The 17716-nt window shown below is 59.7% G+C and carries 18 protein-coding genes and 1 other RNA gene; all 19 read left to right on the top strand.

What is annotated here, in order from left to right; translation table 11 throughout:
* Positions 1–33 precede the first annotated feature (33 nt).
* The 19 genes from BR24_RS12340 to BR24_RS12250 all read left to right on the top strand — a co-directional run bounded on the left by BR24_RS12340 (position 34) and on the right by BR24_RS12250 (position 17626).
* On the top strand, positions 34–1077 hold the full coding sequence (locus tag BR24_RS12340) for a rod shape-determining protein (RefSeq protein WP_496541784.1): 1044 nt from the start codon (positions 34–36) through the stop codon (positions 1075–1077).
* A gap of 1 nt (position 1078) precedes the next feature.
* A complete protein-coding gene (gene mreC / locus BR24_RS12335) occupies positions 1079–1927 on the top strand; it encodes a rod shape-determining protein MreC (RefSeq protein WP_496541783.1) in 849 nt (282 codons plus the stop codon).
* A complete protein-coding gene (locus tag BR24_RS12330; RefSeq protein WP_496541782.1) occupies positions 1911–2402 on the top strand; it encodes a hypothetical protein in 492 nt (163 codons plus the stop codon). Before mreC ends, BR24_RS12330 begins: the two co-directional genes overlap by 17 nt.
* The gene (mrdA, locus tag BR24_RS12325) at positions 2386–4197 is read left to right on the top strand and encodes a penicillin-binding protein 2 (protein ID WP_496541781.1); all 1812 of its coding nucleotides are present in this window, start codon (positions 2386–2388) and stop codon (positions 4195–4197) included. The genes BR24_RS12330 and mrdA overlap by 17 nt, the downstream gene beginning before the upstream one ends.
* Positions 4198–4253: 56 nt before the next feature.
* Positions 4254–5360, top strand: coding sequence for a rod shape-determining protein RodA (gene rodA / locus BR24_RS12320; protein ID WP_496541780.1), 1107 nt, complete (start codon positions 4254–4256; stop codon positions 5358–5360).
* A gap of 32 nt (positions 5361–5392) precedes the next feature.
* Entirely contained in the window at positions 5393–5755 is a 363-nt protein-coding gene (locus BR24_RS12315) for a bactofilin family protein (protein WP_496541779.1), read from the top strand.
* 136 nt (positions 5756–5891) lie between these two features.
* Positions 5892–6317 carry a F0F1 ATP synthase subunit B gene (locus BR24_RS12310; protein ID WP_462967186.1) on the top strand — a complete coding sequence of 142 codons (426 nt, stop codon included), beginning with the start codon at positions 5892–5894 and terminating at the stop codon, positions 6315–6317.
* Between the two features lie 25 nt (positions 6318–6342).
* A complete protein-coding gene (gene atpF / locus BR24_RS12305) occupies positions 6343–7056 on the top strand; it encodes a F0F1 ATP synthase subunit B (protein ID WP_496541778.1) in 714 nt (237 codons plus the stop codon).
* Positions 7053–7604 (top strand): ATP synthase F1 subunit delta, encoded by a 552-nt coding sequence (gene atpH / locus BR24_RS12300; RefSeq protein ID WP_496541777.1) that lies wholly within the window; start codon positions 7053–7055, stop codon positions 7602–7604. Before atpF ends, atpH begins: the two co-directional genes overlap by 4 nt.
* A gap of 4 nt (positions 7605–7608) precedes the next feature.
* Positions 7609–9117: a F0F1 ATP synthase subunit alpha gene (gene atpA, locus BR24_RS12295; protein WP_462967189.1), complete on the top strand. Its 1509-nt coding sequence runs from the start codon at positions 7609–7611 to the stop codon at positions 9115–9117.
* A 17-nt stretch (positions 9118–9134) separates the two neighbouring features.
* A complete protein-coding gene (locus BR24_RS12290; protein WP_496541776.1) occupies positions 9135–10010 on the top strand; it encodes a F0F1 ATP synthase subunit gamma in 876 nt (291 codons plus the stop codon).
* Positions 10011–10028: 18 nt separating this feature from the next.
* On the top strand, positions 10029–11426 hold the full coding sequence (atpD, locus tag BR24_RS12285; RefSeq protein ID WP_496541775.1) for a F0F1 ATP synthase subunit beta: 1398 nt from the start codon (positions 10029–10031) through the stop codon (positions 11424–11426).
* Positions 11427–11435: 9 nt separating this feature from the next.
* A complete protein-coding gene (locus BR24_RS12280; RefSeq protein WP_496541774.1) occupies positions 11436–11858 on the top strand; it encodes a F0F1 ATP synthase subunit epsilon in 423 nt (140 codons plus the stop codon).
* A 128-nt stretch (positions 11859–11986) separates the two neighbouring features.
* Positions 11987–13363 carry a bifunctional UDP-N-acetylglucosamine diphosphorylase/glucosamine-1-phosphate N-acetyltransferase GlmU gene (gene glmU, locus BR24_RS12275; protein ID WP_496541773.1) on the top strand — a complete coding sequence of 459 codons (1377 nt, stop codon included), beginning with the start codon at positions 11987–11989 and terminating at the stop codon, positions 13361–13363.
* Positions 13364–13394: 31 nt separating this feature from the next.
* Positions 13395–13571: a hypothetical protein gene (locus BR24_RS12270; RefSeq protein ID WP_462967194.1), complete on the top strand. Its 177-nt coding sequence runs from the start codon at positions 13395–13397 to the stop codon at positions 13569–13571.
* A 13-nt stretch (positions 13572–13584) separates the two neighbouring features.
* On the top strand, positions 13585–13857 hold the full coding sequence (locus BR24_RS12265) for a cell division protein ZapA (RefSeq protein WP_496541772.1): 273 nt from the start codon (positions 13585–13587) through the stop codon (positions 13855–13857).
* A gap of 28 nt (positions 13858–13885) precedes the next feature.
* Positions 13886–14069, top strand: a non-coding RNA gene (gene ssrS / locus BR24_RS12260) — 6S RNA.
* A gap of 190 nt (positions 14070–14259) precedes the next feature.
* Positions 14260–15816 (top strand): ribonuclease Y, encoded by a 1557-nt coding sequence (gene rny, locus BR24_RS12255; protein ID WP_496541771.1) that lies wholly within the window; start codon positions 14260–14262, stop codon positions 15814–15816.
* Between the two features lie 946 nt (positions 15817–16762).
* Positions 16763–17626 carry a CheR family methyltransferase gene (locus BR24_RS12250; protein ID WP_496541770.1) on the top strand — a complete coding sequence of 288 codons (864 nt, stop codon included), beginning with the start codon at positions 16763–16765 and terminating at the stop codon, positions 17624–17626.
* Positions 17627–17716: the final 90 nt, after the last annotated feature.

Below are 17716 nucleotides of genomic sequence, written 5' to 3'. Positions count from 1 at the left end.
ATGACGATAAATACCGACTCTATCGGGGGATAAATGGGTAGTCTGCTCAACAAGATACTCGGTTCCTTTTCCAGCGATCTGGCGATCGACCTCGGAACCGCCAACACGCTGGTCTATGTAAAGGGCAAGGGCATCATGCTCTCCGAGCCGTCCGTCGTGGCGGTCAAGAAGGACTCTCGCGGCGGCAAGGCCGCGCTGGCCGTAGGTACGGAGGCGAAGAAGATGCTCGGACGCACGCCCGGGAACATCGTCGCCATCAGACCCATGAAGGACGGCGTCATCGCCGACTTCGAGGTTACTGAAGCCATGCTCAGCCACTTCATCAAAAAGGTGAACAACAACAGGCGGCTGGTGCACCCCCGAATCATGATTTGCGTCCCCACCGGCATTACCCAGGTGGAAAAGCGCGCCGTCAAGGAGTCCGCCCAGTCCGCCGGCGCCCGCGAGGTCTACCTCATCGAGGAGCCGATGGCGGCCGCCATAGGCGCCAACCTGCCCATCACCGAGCCCACCTCCAACATGGTCGTGGATATTGGCGGCGGCACCACCGAGATCGCCGTCATCTCTCTGTCCGGCATCGTCTACGCGCGCTCCGTGCGCATCGGCGGCGACAAGATGGACGAGGCGATCATGCAGCATGTCAAGCGCAAGTACAACATGCTCATCGGTGAATCCACGGCGGAAATGATCAAGATCACCGTGGGATCCGCCTACCCCATCGGCGATCAGGAGCCCGAGATGGAAGTCAAGGGCCGCGACCTGGTCACCGGCATCCCGCAGAACCGCACCATCACCGCCGAGGAGATTCGCGAATCCATCTCGGAGCAGGTGGACGCCATCGTGCAGGGCGTGCGCATCGCGCTGGAGCAGACCCCGCCCGAGCTGGCCGCGGATATCGTTGACCGCGGCATCGTGCTCACCGGCGGCGGCGCGCTGCTCAAAGGCGTGGACCAGCTCCTGCAGCACGAGACGCAGCTGCCCATCACCGTGGTGGATGATCCCCTGACCGCTGTGGTGCTCGGTTCCGGCAAGGCGCTCGACAATATCCACATCTACAAGGACATCACCACGGAATAGCGTGACCAAGCCCAAGAAAATCGCCCTGCTGGTCGTACTGGGCCTTTTCCTCTACCTGAGCCTCTACACGTGGAACCTCAGGACCGGATACCTGGACGATCTCTCCAGCCGAACCGGGCTGGACATCGCCGGATGGGTCGTGCGGCCCGGGCAGTGGGTTACGGCTCAGGCCGTGGACATCTGGGAGCGCTATGTCTACCTCGTGGGCCTGCGCGAGGAGAACGACCTGCTCAAGGAGCGCGTTCGTCAGCTGCGGCTCGAGCAGCTGAAGATGCGTGAACGGGTCCGCACCGCCTCGCGCCTCGAGGAGATGCTCGGCTTTGTGCCGCCCCCGGAATGGGAGGCGTCCGGCGCACGCGTGGTCATGCACCGGCTGGGGCCCACCGCCGCTCTCGACACCGTCTCCATCGACAAGGGCACGCTGAGCGAGGTCTTTGACGGTCAGCCCGTGGCCTGCCTCGACGGTGTTGTGGGCCGTGTGCTCAAGGCCGGATTCTCCAATGCGCAGGTGCTGCTGCTCACCGACCCCAACAGCCGCATCGCGGTTCAGGGAGACCTGCATCGCTCGCAGGGCGTGCTTGTGGGCCGTGGCGAAAACGAGCCGCTGGAAGTCCGCTACATGAACCTGAACTCCGAGATCGAGGCCGGCGAGATGCTGGTCACATCGGGCATGGCAGGCATCTTCCCCAAGGGGCTGCCTGTCGCGCGGGTCACGGACGTCCGGCGTTCCGACATTTCGCTTTTCCTGACCATCATCGCCAAACCGCTGGTGGACCCCGCCGGGCTCGAAGAGGTGCTGCTGCTCACCCGCGAGGCTGCCGCAGAGGAAGACCATGCGGAAGGAGAGTAACCACAACCTCCAGGCGCTGATCTGGTGGACGGGATACATCATCGCCGCCATCTGGGCGCAGAAACTGCTCCCCGGCGTGGATTTCCTCGTGCCGGGGCTGGTGGTGGCCATGCAGGAGCGGCCGGGCGGCCGGGTGTTTCTTCTGGGGATGCTCTTCATCCTGTTGCAGGAGGGCATGGGCGGTCTGTCCTTCGGTTACGGCATAGCGTGGTACGGCGCACTGGCGGTGCTGTTCCAGTTCGGGCGCTGGCTTTTCGATGTCCGCAGCTTTCTTTTCATGTGCCTGCTCGGCCTCGCGCTGGGCGTGATGCATCCCCTGCTCTCGGTGGGGCTCATGTCTCTGGAATCCATGCGGCCGCCCTTCGACCGGCTGTTGGTGGAGGGCGCGCTGCAGGCGGTCGTCTTCCCGGCGTCTTGGTGGCTGGTCGCACAGATTTTCCCTGAAGGATTGAAGGTCGATGACTCGCCTTACTAACCAGAGCGAACAGCAGCCCCCTAAGCAGGGGCTCATTCTGCTTCAGGTGCTTGTGCTGGGCCTGTTCTGCCTCTTCGCCCTGCGCCTCTGGTACCTTCAGATTCACCGTGGCGAAGACTTCGCCCTCAAGGCGCGGGAAAACCAGCTCAGGCAGGAAGCCATCTTCGCGCCGCGCGGACTCATTCGCGATCACGACGGCGAACTGCTGGCAGTGAATGAACCGGCCTACGCCCTCGGCCTTGTCCGGGAGGACTGCCGAGACATCGCCGGGACTCTGTTGCAGGTCTCCGAATGGACCGGCGTGCCGCTGGAAACGCTGCGGGCGACCTATGCCAAGCGGCGGCTGCGCGTGAAGCCGTTCGAGCCCCTGATTCTCATTCCGGACCTCACCTTCGAGCAGATGACCGTGTTCGAGGCCAACAAGCTCGACTGGCCCGGGCTGGAGATCCGCATCCACCCGCGCCGCAAGTATATCCACGGCGAGCTCATGGCCCATGTGCTGGGCTACGTGGCCGAGGCCAATGAGTCGGAAATGAAGAAGATTCCAGAGCTTGCGCTGGGTGACGACGTGGGCAAGCTCGGGCTGGAGCTGATGCTTGAGGAGCGGCTGCGCGGCGACAAGGGGCTCATGCAGTACGAGGTGGACGTGAACGGCCGCAGGCTGGACGCGCGGATACTGGAGCAGCCGCGTGCCGGTTATGAGGCCGTCCTCTCCATCGACCTCGGACTGCAGAAGCTGATCATGGACTGGCTCAAGGACGAGGCCGGGTCTGTGGTCGTCATGGACGCGGACACCGGGCATCTGCTCGCGCTGGTCAGCTCCCCCTCGTTCGACTCCAACGCCTTCACCGCCGGGTTGAGCCCGGAGCAGTGGGCGAAGCTGCGGGACAACCCCAAGCATCCCATGCAGAATCGCCCCATCCAGTCCGCCTACCCGCCGGGATCGGTCTTCAAGCAGGTGGTGGCCGGGGCCGGCCTCGCCAACGACATGCTCGACCCCAAGGAGACGGTCAACTGCACGGGCGCCATGAAGCTCGGCAATCACGTGTTCCGCTGCTGGCGGTGGCGCTACGGCGGTCACGGCAAGACGGACCTGGAAAAGGCGCTGACCGAGTCGTGCGACGTATATTTCTACAAGCTGGGCAAGCGCCTCGGCGTGGATCGCATAAGCGAATACGCAGAGGCGTGCGGCTTCGGGGAGCGCACGGGCATAATGCTGCCGCACGAACGCTCAGGCATCATCCCGACACGCGAGTGGAAGCGGCGGGCCCGCGGCGAGAGGTGGCAGGGCGGCGACGACCTGAACCTGTCCATCGGGCAGGGCTTCACGCTGGTGACACCGCTTCAGGTGACCCGGTTCGTCGCTGCCGTGATCAACGGCGGGAGGCTGCTCAAGCCCGAGCTGCTCAAGGACCGCAAGGCCACGGTGCAGCGGATGCTGCCATCCAAACCGCAGGACCTGAAGCTGCTCAAGGACTCCTACATCAACACCGTTGACGCCCCGCGAGGGACCGCCAGAAGGTTGCGCACCGACGGCGTGGTGGTGGGCGGCAAGACCGGGACGGCGCAGGTCGTCCGGCTCACCGACGAGCTGCGGGACCTCGAGGATGACGAGATTCCGTATAAATACCGCGATCACGCATGGATGGCCGCGTTCGCCGAAAAGGGCGACCGCAAATACGCCATCGTGGCCATGATCGAGCACGGGCTGCACGGAAGCAGCGGCGCGGGGCCGGTGGTCAAGGCGGCCATCGAATATCTTTTCCATGGAAAGATTATGAAAAAGCCCGAGTAGTTGCATATTGTGAAAAACAGAACCAGAGGCGGCGGACTTTTACACAGGACAGACGTATGGCGGTAGACAGACGGCTCATATTTCATATCAACTGGCAGCTCATCGGGTTGACCTGCATCCTCTTCCTTGCGGGCGTGCTGAACCTGTACTCGGCCAGCGGATACAGGCTGGAGGATGGCATGAGCGTGTCGCCGTTCTACCAGAAGCAGCTCGTCTGGGGGCTTATGGGCATGGTCGGCATGCTCTTCTTCATGCTGCCGAACTACAGGCATCTCAAGACCATGGCCTGGCCGCTGTTCTGGTTCACCTGCCTGCTGCTGATCGCGGTGTTTTTCGCGGGCAAGACCATCTACGGCGCCAAGCGCTGGCTCGACCTCGGGTTCATGAACTTCCAGCCCAGCGAGCTCGCCAAGATCAGCATGCTCATCGTCGGGGCCCGTATCCTTTCCAAGGAAAAAGAGCCGCTGAATTTCACCCGACTGGCTTACGTGCTCGGAGTGGGGCTGATTCCGGCCGCCATGGTCATACGGCAGCCCGACCTCGGCTCGGGGCTGTCCATCCTGCTGATTCTCGGGGGCATGATTCTGTACCGCGGCGTGACCGGCCGCGTCTTCAAGACCATGCTGGTGGCCATCCCGGCGCTGCTGCCGCTGTCGTGGTTTTTTCTGCACGACTACCAGAAACAGCGAATCCTTACCTTCCTCGACCCGGCAAAGGACCCGCTGGGGTCGGGGTACCACATCCTGCAATCGCAGATCGCGATAGGTTCCGGACGCTTCTGGGGCAAGGGTTTCCTTGAGGGGACCCAGTCGCAGCTGCGGTTTCTTCCGGAAAAGCACACTGACTTCGCCATTGCCGTTTTCGGGGAGGAGTGGGGCTTCGCGGGCACCATGATCCTGCTGTTCCTTTTCTGCTATTTTCTCTATCAAATGGTGGTGATAGCGCGTGACGCCAAGGACCTCTTCGGCAGCTATCTGGCGGCTGGCGTGTTCTTTTATTTTTTCTGGCAAATCCTTATCAACATGGGTATGGTTCTCGGGCTTATGCCCGTGGTGGGCATTCCGTTGCCGTTCGTGAGTTACGGCGGTAGCGCGACACTTGTGAATTTTTGCCTTATCGGCATGGTGCTGAATGTCTCCATGCGGCGGTTCTTGTTCAAGTAGCCGAAGTTCAAAGAGATATTCCGGAGGCGTGAGTGGCTAGAGACGAAATCAATGCGTTCCTTGGTGCCGGGACGAATTACAGTGGCAAGCTCAATTTTCAGGGTGCGGTGCGCATCGATGGAAATTTCGACGGAGAAGTGGTCTCGGACGGCACCCTTGTCGTTGGCCAGGATGCCGTCGTTGAAGGCCAGGTGAAGGTCGGACAGCTTGTATTGTCGGGAAATATCCGGGGAGAGGTGGAAGCCGTGGAGAAGGTCGTGCTGCACAAGTCGGCCAACCTCGTGGGCGATATTCACACCCCGGTTCTGGTGGTTGAGGAAGGAGCGGTTTTGGAGGGGCGGCTGACCATGGGTAGCCTTGAAACTGTTCCTGAGCTTCCGGTTGATACGGAATAGGTACCCGGTAAAACGGGCGAAATAGCGCCGCTGGCGGCCATTTTCGCGGGAAAAAGCCTTTGACACATCCCGCAAAATTGGGTAAACGCCAGTGACTTTGCGCTAAAATTCACAACCTCTTGGGGGGCACAAGGCTATGATGGATATTACGCTTGAAGGAGTTTTGATCCAGCTCGTGAACTTCCTGATCACGCTGGTGGGTTTGAACATTCTCCTTCTCCGTCCGGTCCGCGCTATCATCAAGCAGCGTAAAGATTTGATGGCAGGCCAGATGGATAAGATCGAGACGTTCAACTCCCAGGCGGAAGGCAAGCTCCAGTCCTACGAGGAGCAGCTGAACGCCGCGCGTCAGGAGGCCAACGAGGTCCGCTCCGCGCTTCGGGATGAGGGTGTGGCCGAAGAGCAGAAGGTTCTTTCCGCTGCCGGGGAGGAAGCTTCCCAGACCTTGAAGGCTGCGCGCACGGATATCGATTCCCAGGTGAAGGCTGCCATGGAAGCTCTTGCCAAGGACATCGAAACCTACGCGAGCAAGGCCACGGACAAGATTCTTGGCCAGGCCTAGTACACGCATAGAGGAGGGTTTCATTTTGAAACGGTTGTACATTGTCGCAGCGGTGCTGGTCTGTGCGCTGGTTTTCTCCTCTGCTGCCGTCGCCAAGACGCAGCAGACGCCGACTCCGGTGGCCCAGGTGGCAAGCAGCGAGCAGGTGGCCAAGGAAGTCGCGGCAGAGGGTGAGAAAGTCGCCGACGAACTTGCGGAGGAAGGCGCTCAGGTCAATGAAGAAATGGCCGCCGAAGAGCATGCCGAGGAAGAGGGACATGGTCTGCCGTGGAAGAACTTCACTTTCCGGTCGATCAACTTCGTTATCTTCCTGGGCATTCTCTTTTACTTCGTGGGTGGCAAGGCCAAGGCCTTCTTCTCCGGACGCCGCACCCAGATCAAGGACGACCTCGACAGTCTCCAGACCCGCCAGGCCGACGCCGAGCGCAAGCTGAAGGATGTCGAAAAGTCCATTGCCAATCTGGAGCAGGAGAAGAAGTCCATTCTCGAAGAGGCGCAGAAGCAGGGCGAGGCCCTTCGCGAAGCCATCATCGAGAAAGCCAAGCAGGACGCCGAAGGCATCAAGGCCCAGGCCAAGCGCACCGCCGAGAACGAAGCCAAGGGCGCTCTGGACGACATGCGCGCCGAAGTGGCCGAGCTCGTGGTCGCCGCCGCAGAGAAGATCGTCCGTGAAAAGCTTTCCGATGCAGAACACGAGAAGCTGGTGGATGAATACTTAACCAAGGTGGTGCTCAATTGACCGGTAACATCGTTTCCCGCAGGTACGCCAAGGCCCTGTTCGCCGTCGGGCAGAATCAGGGCGACGACCAGGTCGAGGCGTACGGAGCGGAACTTCAGGAGCTGGCTGGGGCTTTGCTGGAGGCTCCGGAGGCCATGCGCTTTTTCCGGAACCCCACCTTCAATCCGGACGAGAAAAAGTCCGTGATGACCAAGATCGTTGAAAAAACCGGCGCCAATCAGATGGTCAGGAACTTTTGCGACCTGCTGGCCGAGAAGGACAGGCTGTCCGTCCTGCCCGCCATTGCCGCCGATTACAAGAAGATGCAGGACGAGTTCCAGGGCATCGTGGCCGGTGAGATGGTCACCGCCAAGCCGCTGCCCGACGACCGCCAGGCGGAACTCAAGAAGCGTCTGGAAGATCAGACCGGCAAAAAGCTGGAGCTGAAGTTTGCGGACAATGCCGACATCCTCGGCGGTGTCGTCCTCAAGATCGGGGACAAGGTGCTGGATGCCAGCCTGAGGGCTCAGCTGCAGATCTTGAAAGAAAATATCAAAAGGGGTGAGTAGGGCCATGCAGATCAAAGCGGAAGAAATCAGCAAGATCATTGAAGATCAGATTCAAAACTATGAGTCTCGCGTCGAGATGAGCGAGACCGGTACCGTCCTGTATGTCGGTGACGGTATCGCTCGCGTGCACGGTGTCGAAAACGCCATGGCCATGGAGCTCCTCGAGTTCCCCGGCGGCGTCAAGGGCATGGTGCTCAACCTCGAAGAAGACAACGTGGGTGTTGCGCTCCTCGGTCCGGACACCGGCATCAAGGAAGGCGACACTGTCAAGCGTACCGGCGAAATCTTCTCCGTGCCCGTCGGCGACGCCGTCATGGGCCGCGTGCTCGACCCGCTGGGTCAGCCCCTCGACGGTCTCGGACCGGTCGACTCCAAGGAGACCCGCCCCGTCGAAATGAAGGCTCCGGGCATCATCCCCCGTAAGTCCGTTCACGAGCCCTGCATGACCGGCCTCAAGGCCGTCGACGCCATGGTTCCGGTCGGACGCGGTCAGCGCGAGCTGGTCATCGGCGACCGTCAGGTCGGCAAGACCGCCATCTGCGTGGACGCCATCCTCGCCCAGAAGAACACCGACGTGCACTGCTTCTACGTGGCAGTCGGCCAGAAGAAGGCGTCCGTCGCCCTCGTCGCCGACATCCTGCGCAAGCACGGCGCGCTTGAATACACCACCATCATCTCCGCGACCGCTTCCGAGCCCGCGCCGCTGCAGTTCATCGGCGCCTACACCGGTTGCACCATGGCGGAACACTACCGCAACAACGGCAAGCACGCCCTCATCTGCTACGATGACCTCTCCAAGCAGGCCGTCGCTTATCGCCAGATGTCCCTGCTGCTGCGCCGCCCCCCGGGACGTGAAGCATTCCCCGGCGACGTCTTCTACCTCCACTCCAGGCTCCTCGAGCGTGCCGCGAAGATGGACGACAAGTACGGCGCAGGTTCCATGACCGCACTGCCGGTTATCGAAACCCAGGCCGGTGACGTCTCCGCGTTCATTCCGACCAACGTTATCTCCATTACCGACGGCCAGATCTACCTGGAGCCGAGCCTGTTCAACGCAGGTGTGCGCCCCGCGATCAACGTCGGTCTCTCGGTTTCCCGCGTTGGTGGTTCCGCACAGATCAAGGCCATGAAGCAGGTCGCCGGTACCCTGCGCCTCGACCTCGCGCAGTACCGCGAACTGGCCGCATTCGCCCAGTTCGGCTCCGACCTCGACAAGGCCACCCAGGCCAAACTCAACCGCGGTGCCCGCATGGTCGAGCTGCTCAAGCAGCCCCAGTACCAGCCGCTGCCGGTCGAAGAACAGGTCGCCTCGCTGTACGCCGGTACCCGCGGCTACATGGACGACATCGAAGTCGAGTCCGTCCAGAAGTTCGAAGCCGAATTCCTTGAGTTCATGCGCAACGCCAAGTCCGACATCCTGAAGGACATTGTCGAGAAAAAGCAGCTTGACGACGACATCGAAGGCCGTCTGAAGGCCGCAGTCGAGGAATTCAAGAAGGGCTTCAGCGCCTAAAACCCGAGGGGTAACGAATGGCTTCTTTGAGAGACGTCCAGAACAAGATCACTGGCGTCAAGAAAACCAAGCAGATCACGAAGGCCATGAACATGGTGGCCTCCGCGAAGCTGCGCAATGCGGAGGAACGCATCGAGCGGTTCCGCCCGTATGCCAGCAAGTTCTATGACATGCTTGGTGATCTGGCCGCCGGTGCCGATGGCTCGGTCCATCCGCTGCTGGAAGTCCGCGAGGAGATCAAGAGTGTCGGCATAATCGTCGTCACTTCCGACCGTGGACTCTGCGGCGCGTTCAATACCAAAATAATCACCACCGCCAGCAAGCTGGCTGACGAGAAGGCCAAACAGGGCCTCGACGTCAAAGTCTACTGCATGGGCAAGAAGGGAGCCGACTTCTTCCGTAAGACCAGTTACGAGATGAAGCGCGAAGAAAGAGACTCCATGACCCACTTCGACTTCACCCTGGCGGCCAGCCTGGGCGACGAAGTGATCCGCGACTACCTCGCGGGTGAACTCGACGAAGTGCATGTCTGCTACGGCGAGTTCCAGAGCATTGCCAAGCAGCTTCCGGTCTCGCAGAACATTCTGCCCATGACCTCGCAGAGCGAGGAAGAGGGCGAAGCCAGCGGAGCCGGGGACTACATCTACGAACCTTCCGTCGAGGGGCTTCTGGCCGAACTCCTGCCTCGGTTCATCAAGGTTCAGGTCTACAGGGCGCTTTTGGACACTTCCTGTTCCGAGCACGCTGCACGCATGGCCGCCATGGACAACGCGTCCCGGGCCTGCGACGACCTGACCGAGTCTTTGACTCTTCTTTACAACAAGACCAGGCAGGCCGCCATTACTGGCGATCTCATGGACATTGTCGGCGGCGCTGAAGCGCTGAAAGGATAATTAAGGGGGCTATGTACTATGTCTAACGTAGGTAAAATCGCTCAGGTTATCGGCGCCGTTGTCGACGTCGAGTTTCCTGAAGGAAATCTGCCGAACATCATGTCGGCTGTTCAGATCAATAACCCGAACAACACCGATGCCCCGGACCTGATCTGCGAAGTTGCGCAGCACCTGGGCGACAACGTTGTTCGCACCATCGCCATGGACGCTACCGAAGGTCTCGTCCGCGGCATGGAAGTCAACGCGCTCGGCGCTCCCATCACGGTTCCCGTCGGCGCCGCTTCTCTGGGCCGCATCATGAACGTTGTGGGACGCCCCGTGGACGAAATGGGTGAAATCAAGGCTCAGAAATCCTTGCCCATTCACCGCGAAGCGCCGCAGTTTACCGAACAGAACACCAGCGTTGAAGTGCTGGAAACCGGCATCAAGGTCGTCGACCTGCTCATCCCGTTCCCCAAGGGCGGCAAGATGGGTCTGTTCGGCGGCGCAGGTGTCGGCAAGACCGTTATCCTCATGGAAATGATCAACAACATCGCGAAGCAGCACGGCGGTATCTCCGTGTTCGCAGGTGTTGGTGAGCGTACCCGCGAAGGTAACGACCTCTACCATGAAATGAAGGAAGCGGGCGTTCTCGAGAAAGCCGCGCTTATCTACGGTCAGATGAACGAGCCCCCGGGAGCACGCGCACGCGTCGCCCTGACCGCCCTGACCTGCGCGGAATACTTCCGTGACGAAGAAGGACAGGACGTGTTGCTCTTCATTGACAACATCTTCCGCTTTACCCAGGCCGGTTCCGAGGTGTCCGCACTGCTCGGACGCATGCCCTCCGCGGTTGGTTACCAGCCGACTCTCGGCACCGACCTCGGTGGCCTTCAGGAGCGCATTACCTCCACCACCAAGGGTTCCATTACCTCGGTCCAGGCGGTTTACGTCCCTGCGGACGACCTTACCGACCCCGCACCGGCAACCACCTTCTCGCACCTCGACGGTACCCTCGTTCTGTCCCGTCAGATCGCCGAGCTCGGTATCTATCCTGCAGTTGACCCGCTCGACTCCACGTCCCGTATTCTGGACCCGAACGTTCTGGGTGAAGAGCACTACGCCACCGCCCGCGAAGTCCAGATGGTGCTGCAGAAGTACAAGGACCTTCAGGACATCATCGCGATTCTCGGTATGGACGAGCTGTCCGACGAAGACAAGCTCACCGTTGGCCGCGCTCGCCGCATCCAGCGTTTCCTGTCCCAGCCGTTCCACGTCGCGGAAGTCTTCACCGGCGTTCCGGGCGTCTACGTCAAGCTGGAAGACACCATCAAGGGCTTCCGCAGGATCCTCGAAGGTGAGCTGGACGAAATGCCTGAACAGTCCTTCTACATGTGCGGCGATATCGAGGAAGCCATCGAGAAGGCCAAACAGTAGGGGGTAACTATGGCTAGCACCCTGAAACTCGAGATAGTCACTCCCGACCGCATGGTCCTCTCCGAGGACGTGGAGTACGTGGGCTGCCCCGGCATCGAGGGCGAGTTCGGCATCCTGCCGAGCCACGTACCCTTCCTGTCCGCTCTCGGGATCGGCAATCTCTACTATAAGCTGGACGGACGGAACTACTATGTTTTCGTCGCCGGCGGGTTCGCTGAAGTCAGCGACAACAAAGTAACCATCCTGGCTGAAGTTGCCGAAAAGGCGCACGAGATCGATGTCGATCGCGCCCGCAAGGCTCAGGAACGTGCCGAAGAGCGCGTCCGTCAGCTGCAGGACAAAGTGGACTTCACCCGCAATCAGGCAGCCCTCAGGCGCGCGCTCATGCGCATGACCTGCCAGGAGTCCGGCAAAGGCGCCGGAACCTGCTAGAAGCGGAGTCCAAATGCTATCAAAGGGCGGACCGGTAACGGTCCGCCCTTTTTTCTGTGCGGGAACTTGTGGTATGAGCGAAGTGTAGGTATCTGAACAGGACTTTTCGCACAGAACGGAGGAAATTCATGCCCGTCGATAATATCGTTCCCGTCATACTCGCCGCAGGAAAAGGCACCCGGATGCATTCCGAAAAGCCGAAAGTCCTGCACAATGTGCTGCGCCGTCCCATGTTGGCCTATGTCTACGACGCCCTCGACACGACCTTTTCCGTACCTGCGGTCACCGTGGTCGGTTTCGGCGCCGAGCAGGTCAGAAACGAGTTTCCCAATCGCGCCGAACGATTCGTGCTGCAGGAAGAGCAGCTCGGAACAGGACACGCACTGCAAGTCGCGTGGGAGGCCGCCAGAAACAGCGGCGCTGAGTATTGCGCGGTCATCAATGGCGACACGCCGCTGGTAACCCCGGAGTCGCTGCAAATGCTCGCCGAAGCCGCAGGGCGGAGCGACGTTGCCTTCATGACCATCGCCCCGAACGATCCTGCATCCTTCGGTCGCGTGGTTCGCGATGAGAACAGTCAGGTCAGCGCCATCGTGGAGGCCAAGGACTATGACATCTCCGTCCATGGCCCGGTCACCGGCGAGGTGAACGCTGGCATCTATCTTTTCCGGCTCGACGTGGTGGAGCCCCTGCTGAAAAAGCTCGGCAACGACAACATGGGCGGCGAATACTACATCACGGACATCATCGGCTTTGCGGTCAATGAAGGGCTGCGTGTCAAGGGTGTGCAGTGCGGCAACGATACCAACCTGATGGGCATCAACTCCCCGCTCGAGCTGGTCAAGGCCGAGCAGCAGCTGCGCAGGAGCATTGTCGAGAACCTCCTTGCCGCCGGGGTGCTGATCCACAATCCGGACACCGTTATCATTAGCCCCGACGCGGAAGTGCAGCCCGGAGCCGAGATTTTCGGCCACTGCGAAATCTACGGCCGGTCTCTTGTCGAAAAGGGATGCGTCATGGGCTCCTACACCATGGTGACCGATTCCGTGTTTCGCTCCGGCGCAGAACTTCGTGAATTCAGCCATGTCGAACAGGCCGAGGTCGGCCCGGACTGCGTGGTCGGCCCCTACGCCAGACTTCGCCCCGGAGCGCGTATGGAACGGGGCGCCAAGGTAGGCAACTTCGTAGAAGTGAAGAAGGCGGTTCTGGGCGAGGGCGCCAAGGCCAGCCATCTATCCTATATCGGCGATGCCGAGGTGGGCGCGCGCAGCAACATAGGCGCTGGAACCATCACCTGCAACTACGACGGCAGGAACAAGCACAAGACCGTTATCGATGAAGAAGCGTTCATCGGCAGCAACACCGCCATCGTCGCCCCCTGCACCATAGGACGCGGCGCGCTCGTCGGGGCAGGATCCACCGTGACCAAAGATGTCCCGGACGAGCAGACCGCCGTGGCAAGGGCCAAACAGGTCAATATTCCAAGACGCAGTAACAGGTCTTGATTTCAGATAGATCAAAGGGTAGACAGAACCAATGGAACTGGTCACTCGTCTAGAAGAGCGCTTCGAGCAGCTCGTCAATAAAATCAATGAATTGAAGAGCGAAAATCAACGCTTGAAGGACGCTTTGGAAACTGAAAAGGCCAACCGCGAGGAAGCGAGAACGCGAATCGAGGCCCTGATTGAGCGCATTCAGGGCGAGATCGAGTGACGGAGTGTCGGCCATGCCGCGCTATACACTCTCTCTGGTTGGTCATGAAATCTCGTTCCGGACCGATGCCGACGCCGAAAGAATTGAAGCGGCTCAGGCACTGGTGGAGGAACGCTACTCGGACCTGTGCAAGAACGGGAACGACATCAGCAAAGAAAAGTTGCTGACGTTTCTGGCCTTGAGCCTCGCTGATGATTACCTTGTTGAAAAGGAACAGCGGGCTCGACTGGAAAAGAAGATAACTGAAATTCTCGAAAAGGGAGCCTCCACGGTCGAGGCCGATTAAAGGACGACCGATCAGGCTTTTGATAGGTATTTCCCTGGGGCGCAAGTGATTGCCTGCGCGTTTTTTGAACCAATACTTAATATACGGGCGAGTTGTTCCAGCACACCGGTGTGCAAGCCTGCAAACAGCAGGAAGCCTGAAGGGGTGCGAACCGAGCCCACCTGGGAAACCAGGTTCAAAACACACGGCAACACGGCTCTCCCGGGGGTTAGCTTCATACCGACCCGACAACGGGCGGCCCATATATAAAGTTTCAGCACGCGCCGACCCCGGCGCTCTTCCCGCCAGTCCGATTCCTGCCATCTGCACGGTCCGGCAAGAACGTACGTTCTTGACTGTCGATGTACCGTGGCGCGAACAGGCCGCCCTAAGCCTGTCAACATAAACTAAGGAGTCAGTCCAATGCTGGCGGAACTTCTCATTTTCGGCGGCGGAATCGGAGCCGGTCTCGCCTCCGGATATTTTCTCCACAGATATATCTCCGAAAAGGAAGTGGGCGACGCTCAGACACTTGCCGACCGGATCGTGGAGGAGGCGCGGCGCGAAGCCGACGCCCTGAAGAAAGAGGTCCGGGTTCAGGCGCAGGACGAGATCTTCGCCCGAAAGAAAGAACTCGAAGACGAAATCAAAAACCAGGAACGCGAAGTCAAGCGGCAGGAGTCGCGACTTCAGGAAAAGGAAGAACGACTCGAGCGCAAGCTTGAAAAGGTCGCCGACAAGGAGTCCGAGCTGGTGGATCTCGAAAAGAGACTCATCAAACAGGAACAGCGCCTCAACGAGTTCGAGGAGGAGCTCGAAGAGAAGTCCGACGACCATGAACGCAAGCTGCAGGAAATCTCCGGTCTGACCGTGGAAGAAGCCCGCGAAAAGCTCATGACCGAGATCGAGTCCCGCACCCGTCACGAAGCGGCCAAAATGGTCCGCTCCATCGAGATGGAAGCCAAGGAAACCTCTTCCAAAAAAGCCAAGGAAATTCTTTCCCTGGCCCTGCAACGCTATTCCGGCGACTACGCCGGGGAGCAGACCGTCACGGCTGTGACCCTGCCCAGCGAAGACATGAAGGGCCGCATCATCGGCCGCGAAGGACGCAACATCCGCGCCCTCGAAGCGGCCACCGGCGTGGACCTCATCATCGACGACACCCCCGAAACCGTGGTCCTGTCCGCATTCAGCCCCCTGCGGCGCGAAGTCGCCCGTCAGGCGCTGGAACGCCTCATCCACGACGGACGCATCCACCCCGCACGCATCGAAGACATCGTGCGCAAAGTGGAAAAGGAAATGGATACCAAGCTGCGCGAAATCGGCGAACAAGCCACCTTCGACGTCGGCGTCCACGGCATCCATCCCGACGTGGTCAAGCTGCTCGGACAGCTGCACTACCGCACCAGCTTCTCCCAGAACGTGCTGCAACACAGCATGGAAGTCGCCTTCCTCTGTGGCATCATGGCCGCCGAACTCGGCCTCGATGAAAAAGAAGCCAAGCGAGCCGGCCTGCTGCACGACATCGGCAAGGCCGTCGACCACGAAATCGAAGGCCCCCACGCCACCATCGGCGCGGACATCGCCAAGAAACACGGCGAACACAAGGCCATCGTTCACGCCATCGCGGCACACCACGAGGATATCCCGCCCCAGAGCATCCTCGCCAACCTGGTGCAGGCCGCAGACAGCCTCTCCGGCGCCCGCCCCGGCGCACGAAAAGAGCTGCTCGAAAACTACGTGAAACGCCTCGAAGAACTGGAAGGCCTCGCCACCGGCTTCAACGGCGTCACCAAAGCCTACGCCATCCAGGCAGGCCGAGAAATCCGAGTCATGGTCGATTCCGAAAAGGTCGGCGACGAACAGACCTACCTGCTCTGTAAGGACATCGCCGAGAAAATCGAAAACAACATGACCTATCCGGGACAAATACGCGTCACCCTCATCCGCGAAAAACGAGCGGTAGGATACGCTAAATAAGCTACCAAAAAGGCCGGTCCATTTGGACCGGCCTTTTTAATGTCATGCGGGTGTCTCCGACGGGCAGGGGCTCCGCCCCTGCACCCCGGCAAAGGGGCGGGCCCCCTTTGCAATCCCTGAGTTGTCAGCGGGGTTGCAGCGCATGACCCATGCGGCCGCGCAATCCGCGTCCAAGCTGCAACCCCGCTGACAGGGATTGAGGAACCGTGTGTCTTGGCTGACGGATTTCCTTAACCAGATTCAGTTCCAAGGAGATCCGTCAGGCTAAAAGTCACCCCTCGGAGCTCTCAGCAAAGCATTCTCTCCCGTCCACTGCGTACCGCAGCAATTGCCATTCGTGTTATAGAATTTCACGCCGAGAGCGGCGGACCATCCTCAAAAGCGCATTTTGGGCTTCCTTGATTTGCGCCGGCAATAATGAATGACAGGCCACAGGCCCATGCGGCATATGGAGCCTCCGGCGGGCAGGGCTCCGCCCCTGCACCCCGGCAAAGGGGCGGGCCCCCTTTGCAATCCCTGGGTTGTCAGCGGGGTTGCAGCGCAGGGTTCATGCGGTCGCAGAACTCGCGTCACAGCTGCAACCCCGCTGACGGGTATTTTGGTGTCTTGCGTCTTAGCTGAGGGAGGTTCATGTGTGATCCTCTTGGAGGATCAGTTCGAGCCTCCATTGGCGCCTCCTCTTCCTTGTGTGCAATAACCGCCGCCCGTCCCCGCCAAGCCGCATACGAGCTTGGGCTTTCGGAAAGCCTCAAAACGGCTTGGCAAGCCAAAGGTTTTTGGGAGATTCTTAAGAACCCTTTTGCAAAAGGGTTCTTAAGCCCCCGGAGGGATTCCCTGCGTCTAATTCTCATTGTTCATTGGGTTGGCCCGTGATAGATAATGGAGTGAGTAGTGGAAGCTGTTTATCGTTCTGTGGATGCTTGAAACAACCAGTGGGATTCGAGTTGTGAAGGATAAAATTTCCAACAATATGAATTTGGTACGCTCTGAGATGGGGGATGCTGAATTTCGTCGGTTCAGCGAGATGATCCAGAAGGAGCTGGGCATCAAGATGCCTCCGACCAAGAAAGTGCTGTTGCAGTCGCGTTTTCAGAAGCGGCTGCGGGCGCTTGGGATGTCTTGTTATAAAGAATACTGCGACTACCTGTTCAGCGACGCCGGGCGCGAGGCCGAGCGGCAGCATATGGTGGACGTGGTGACCACGAACACGACGCATTTTTTTCGGGAGCCGAAGCATTTTGACATATTGACCAGCAAGGTGCTTCCTGATCTGTGGCGAACGGTGGGGACGTCCCGTGAGGTTCAGATTTGGAGTGCCGGGTGTTCGAGTGGCGAGGAGCCGTATACGCTCGGGATGGTCTTGAGCGATTTTGCCGAAAAGAATCAGGGCTTTCGGTTTTCCATCCTGGCGACGGACATTTCTTCCGACATTCTTCGGCGTGCGCAGCAGGCTGTCTATCCTATGGAGAAAGTGGACGAGATACCTCAGTCGTTTCGCAAGAAGTATCTGCTCAAGAGCAAGAATCCGCAGCGCCCGCTCATCAAGATTGACAAGGTGGTGCGTGACAAGGTCCGTTTTCGTCAGCTGAATTTCATGGACAATTTCCGCATGGATCAGAAGATGGACATCATTTTCTGTCGTAACGTGGTCATTTATTTCGACCGGCCCACGCAGGAGGTGTTGTTTAACAAATTCTGCGACCACCTGCGTCCTGAGGCGTATTTGTTCATCGGCCATTCGGAGAGCCTCTCCGGAATGCGCCTGCCGTTGAAGCAGATGGCGCCCACCGTGTTTCGTCGTCTTCCGTAGTGCGGGGCCGCCATCTGCGGCGTCGTAATTCTTTTCTTGCATCCGCGCCGAAAATCGGCTTCCATGTGTGTCTTTCGCTACGGCGGGGAC

It is taken from the genome of Pseudodesulfovibrio halophilus DSM 5663, from assembly GCF_059568665.1.
The sequence above is the reverse complement of the archived record's forward strand: the minus strand, read 5'-3'. Positions and strand labels throughout refer to the sequence as shown.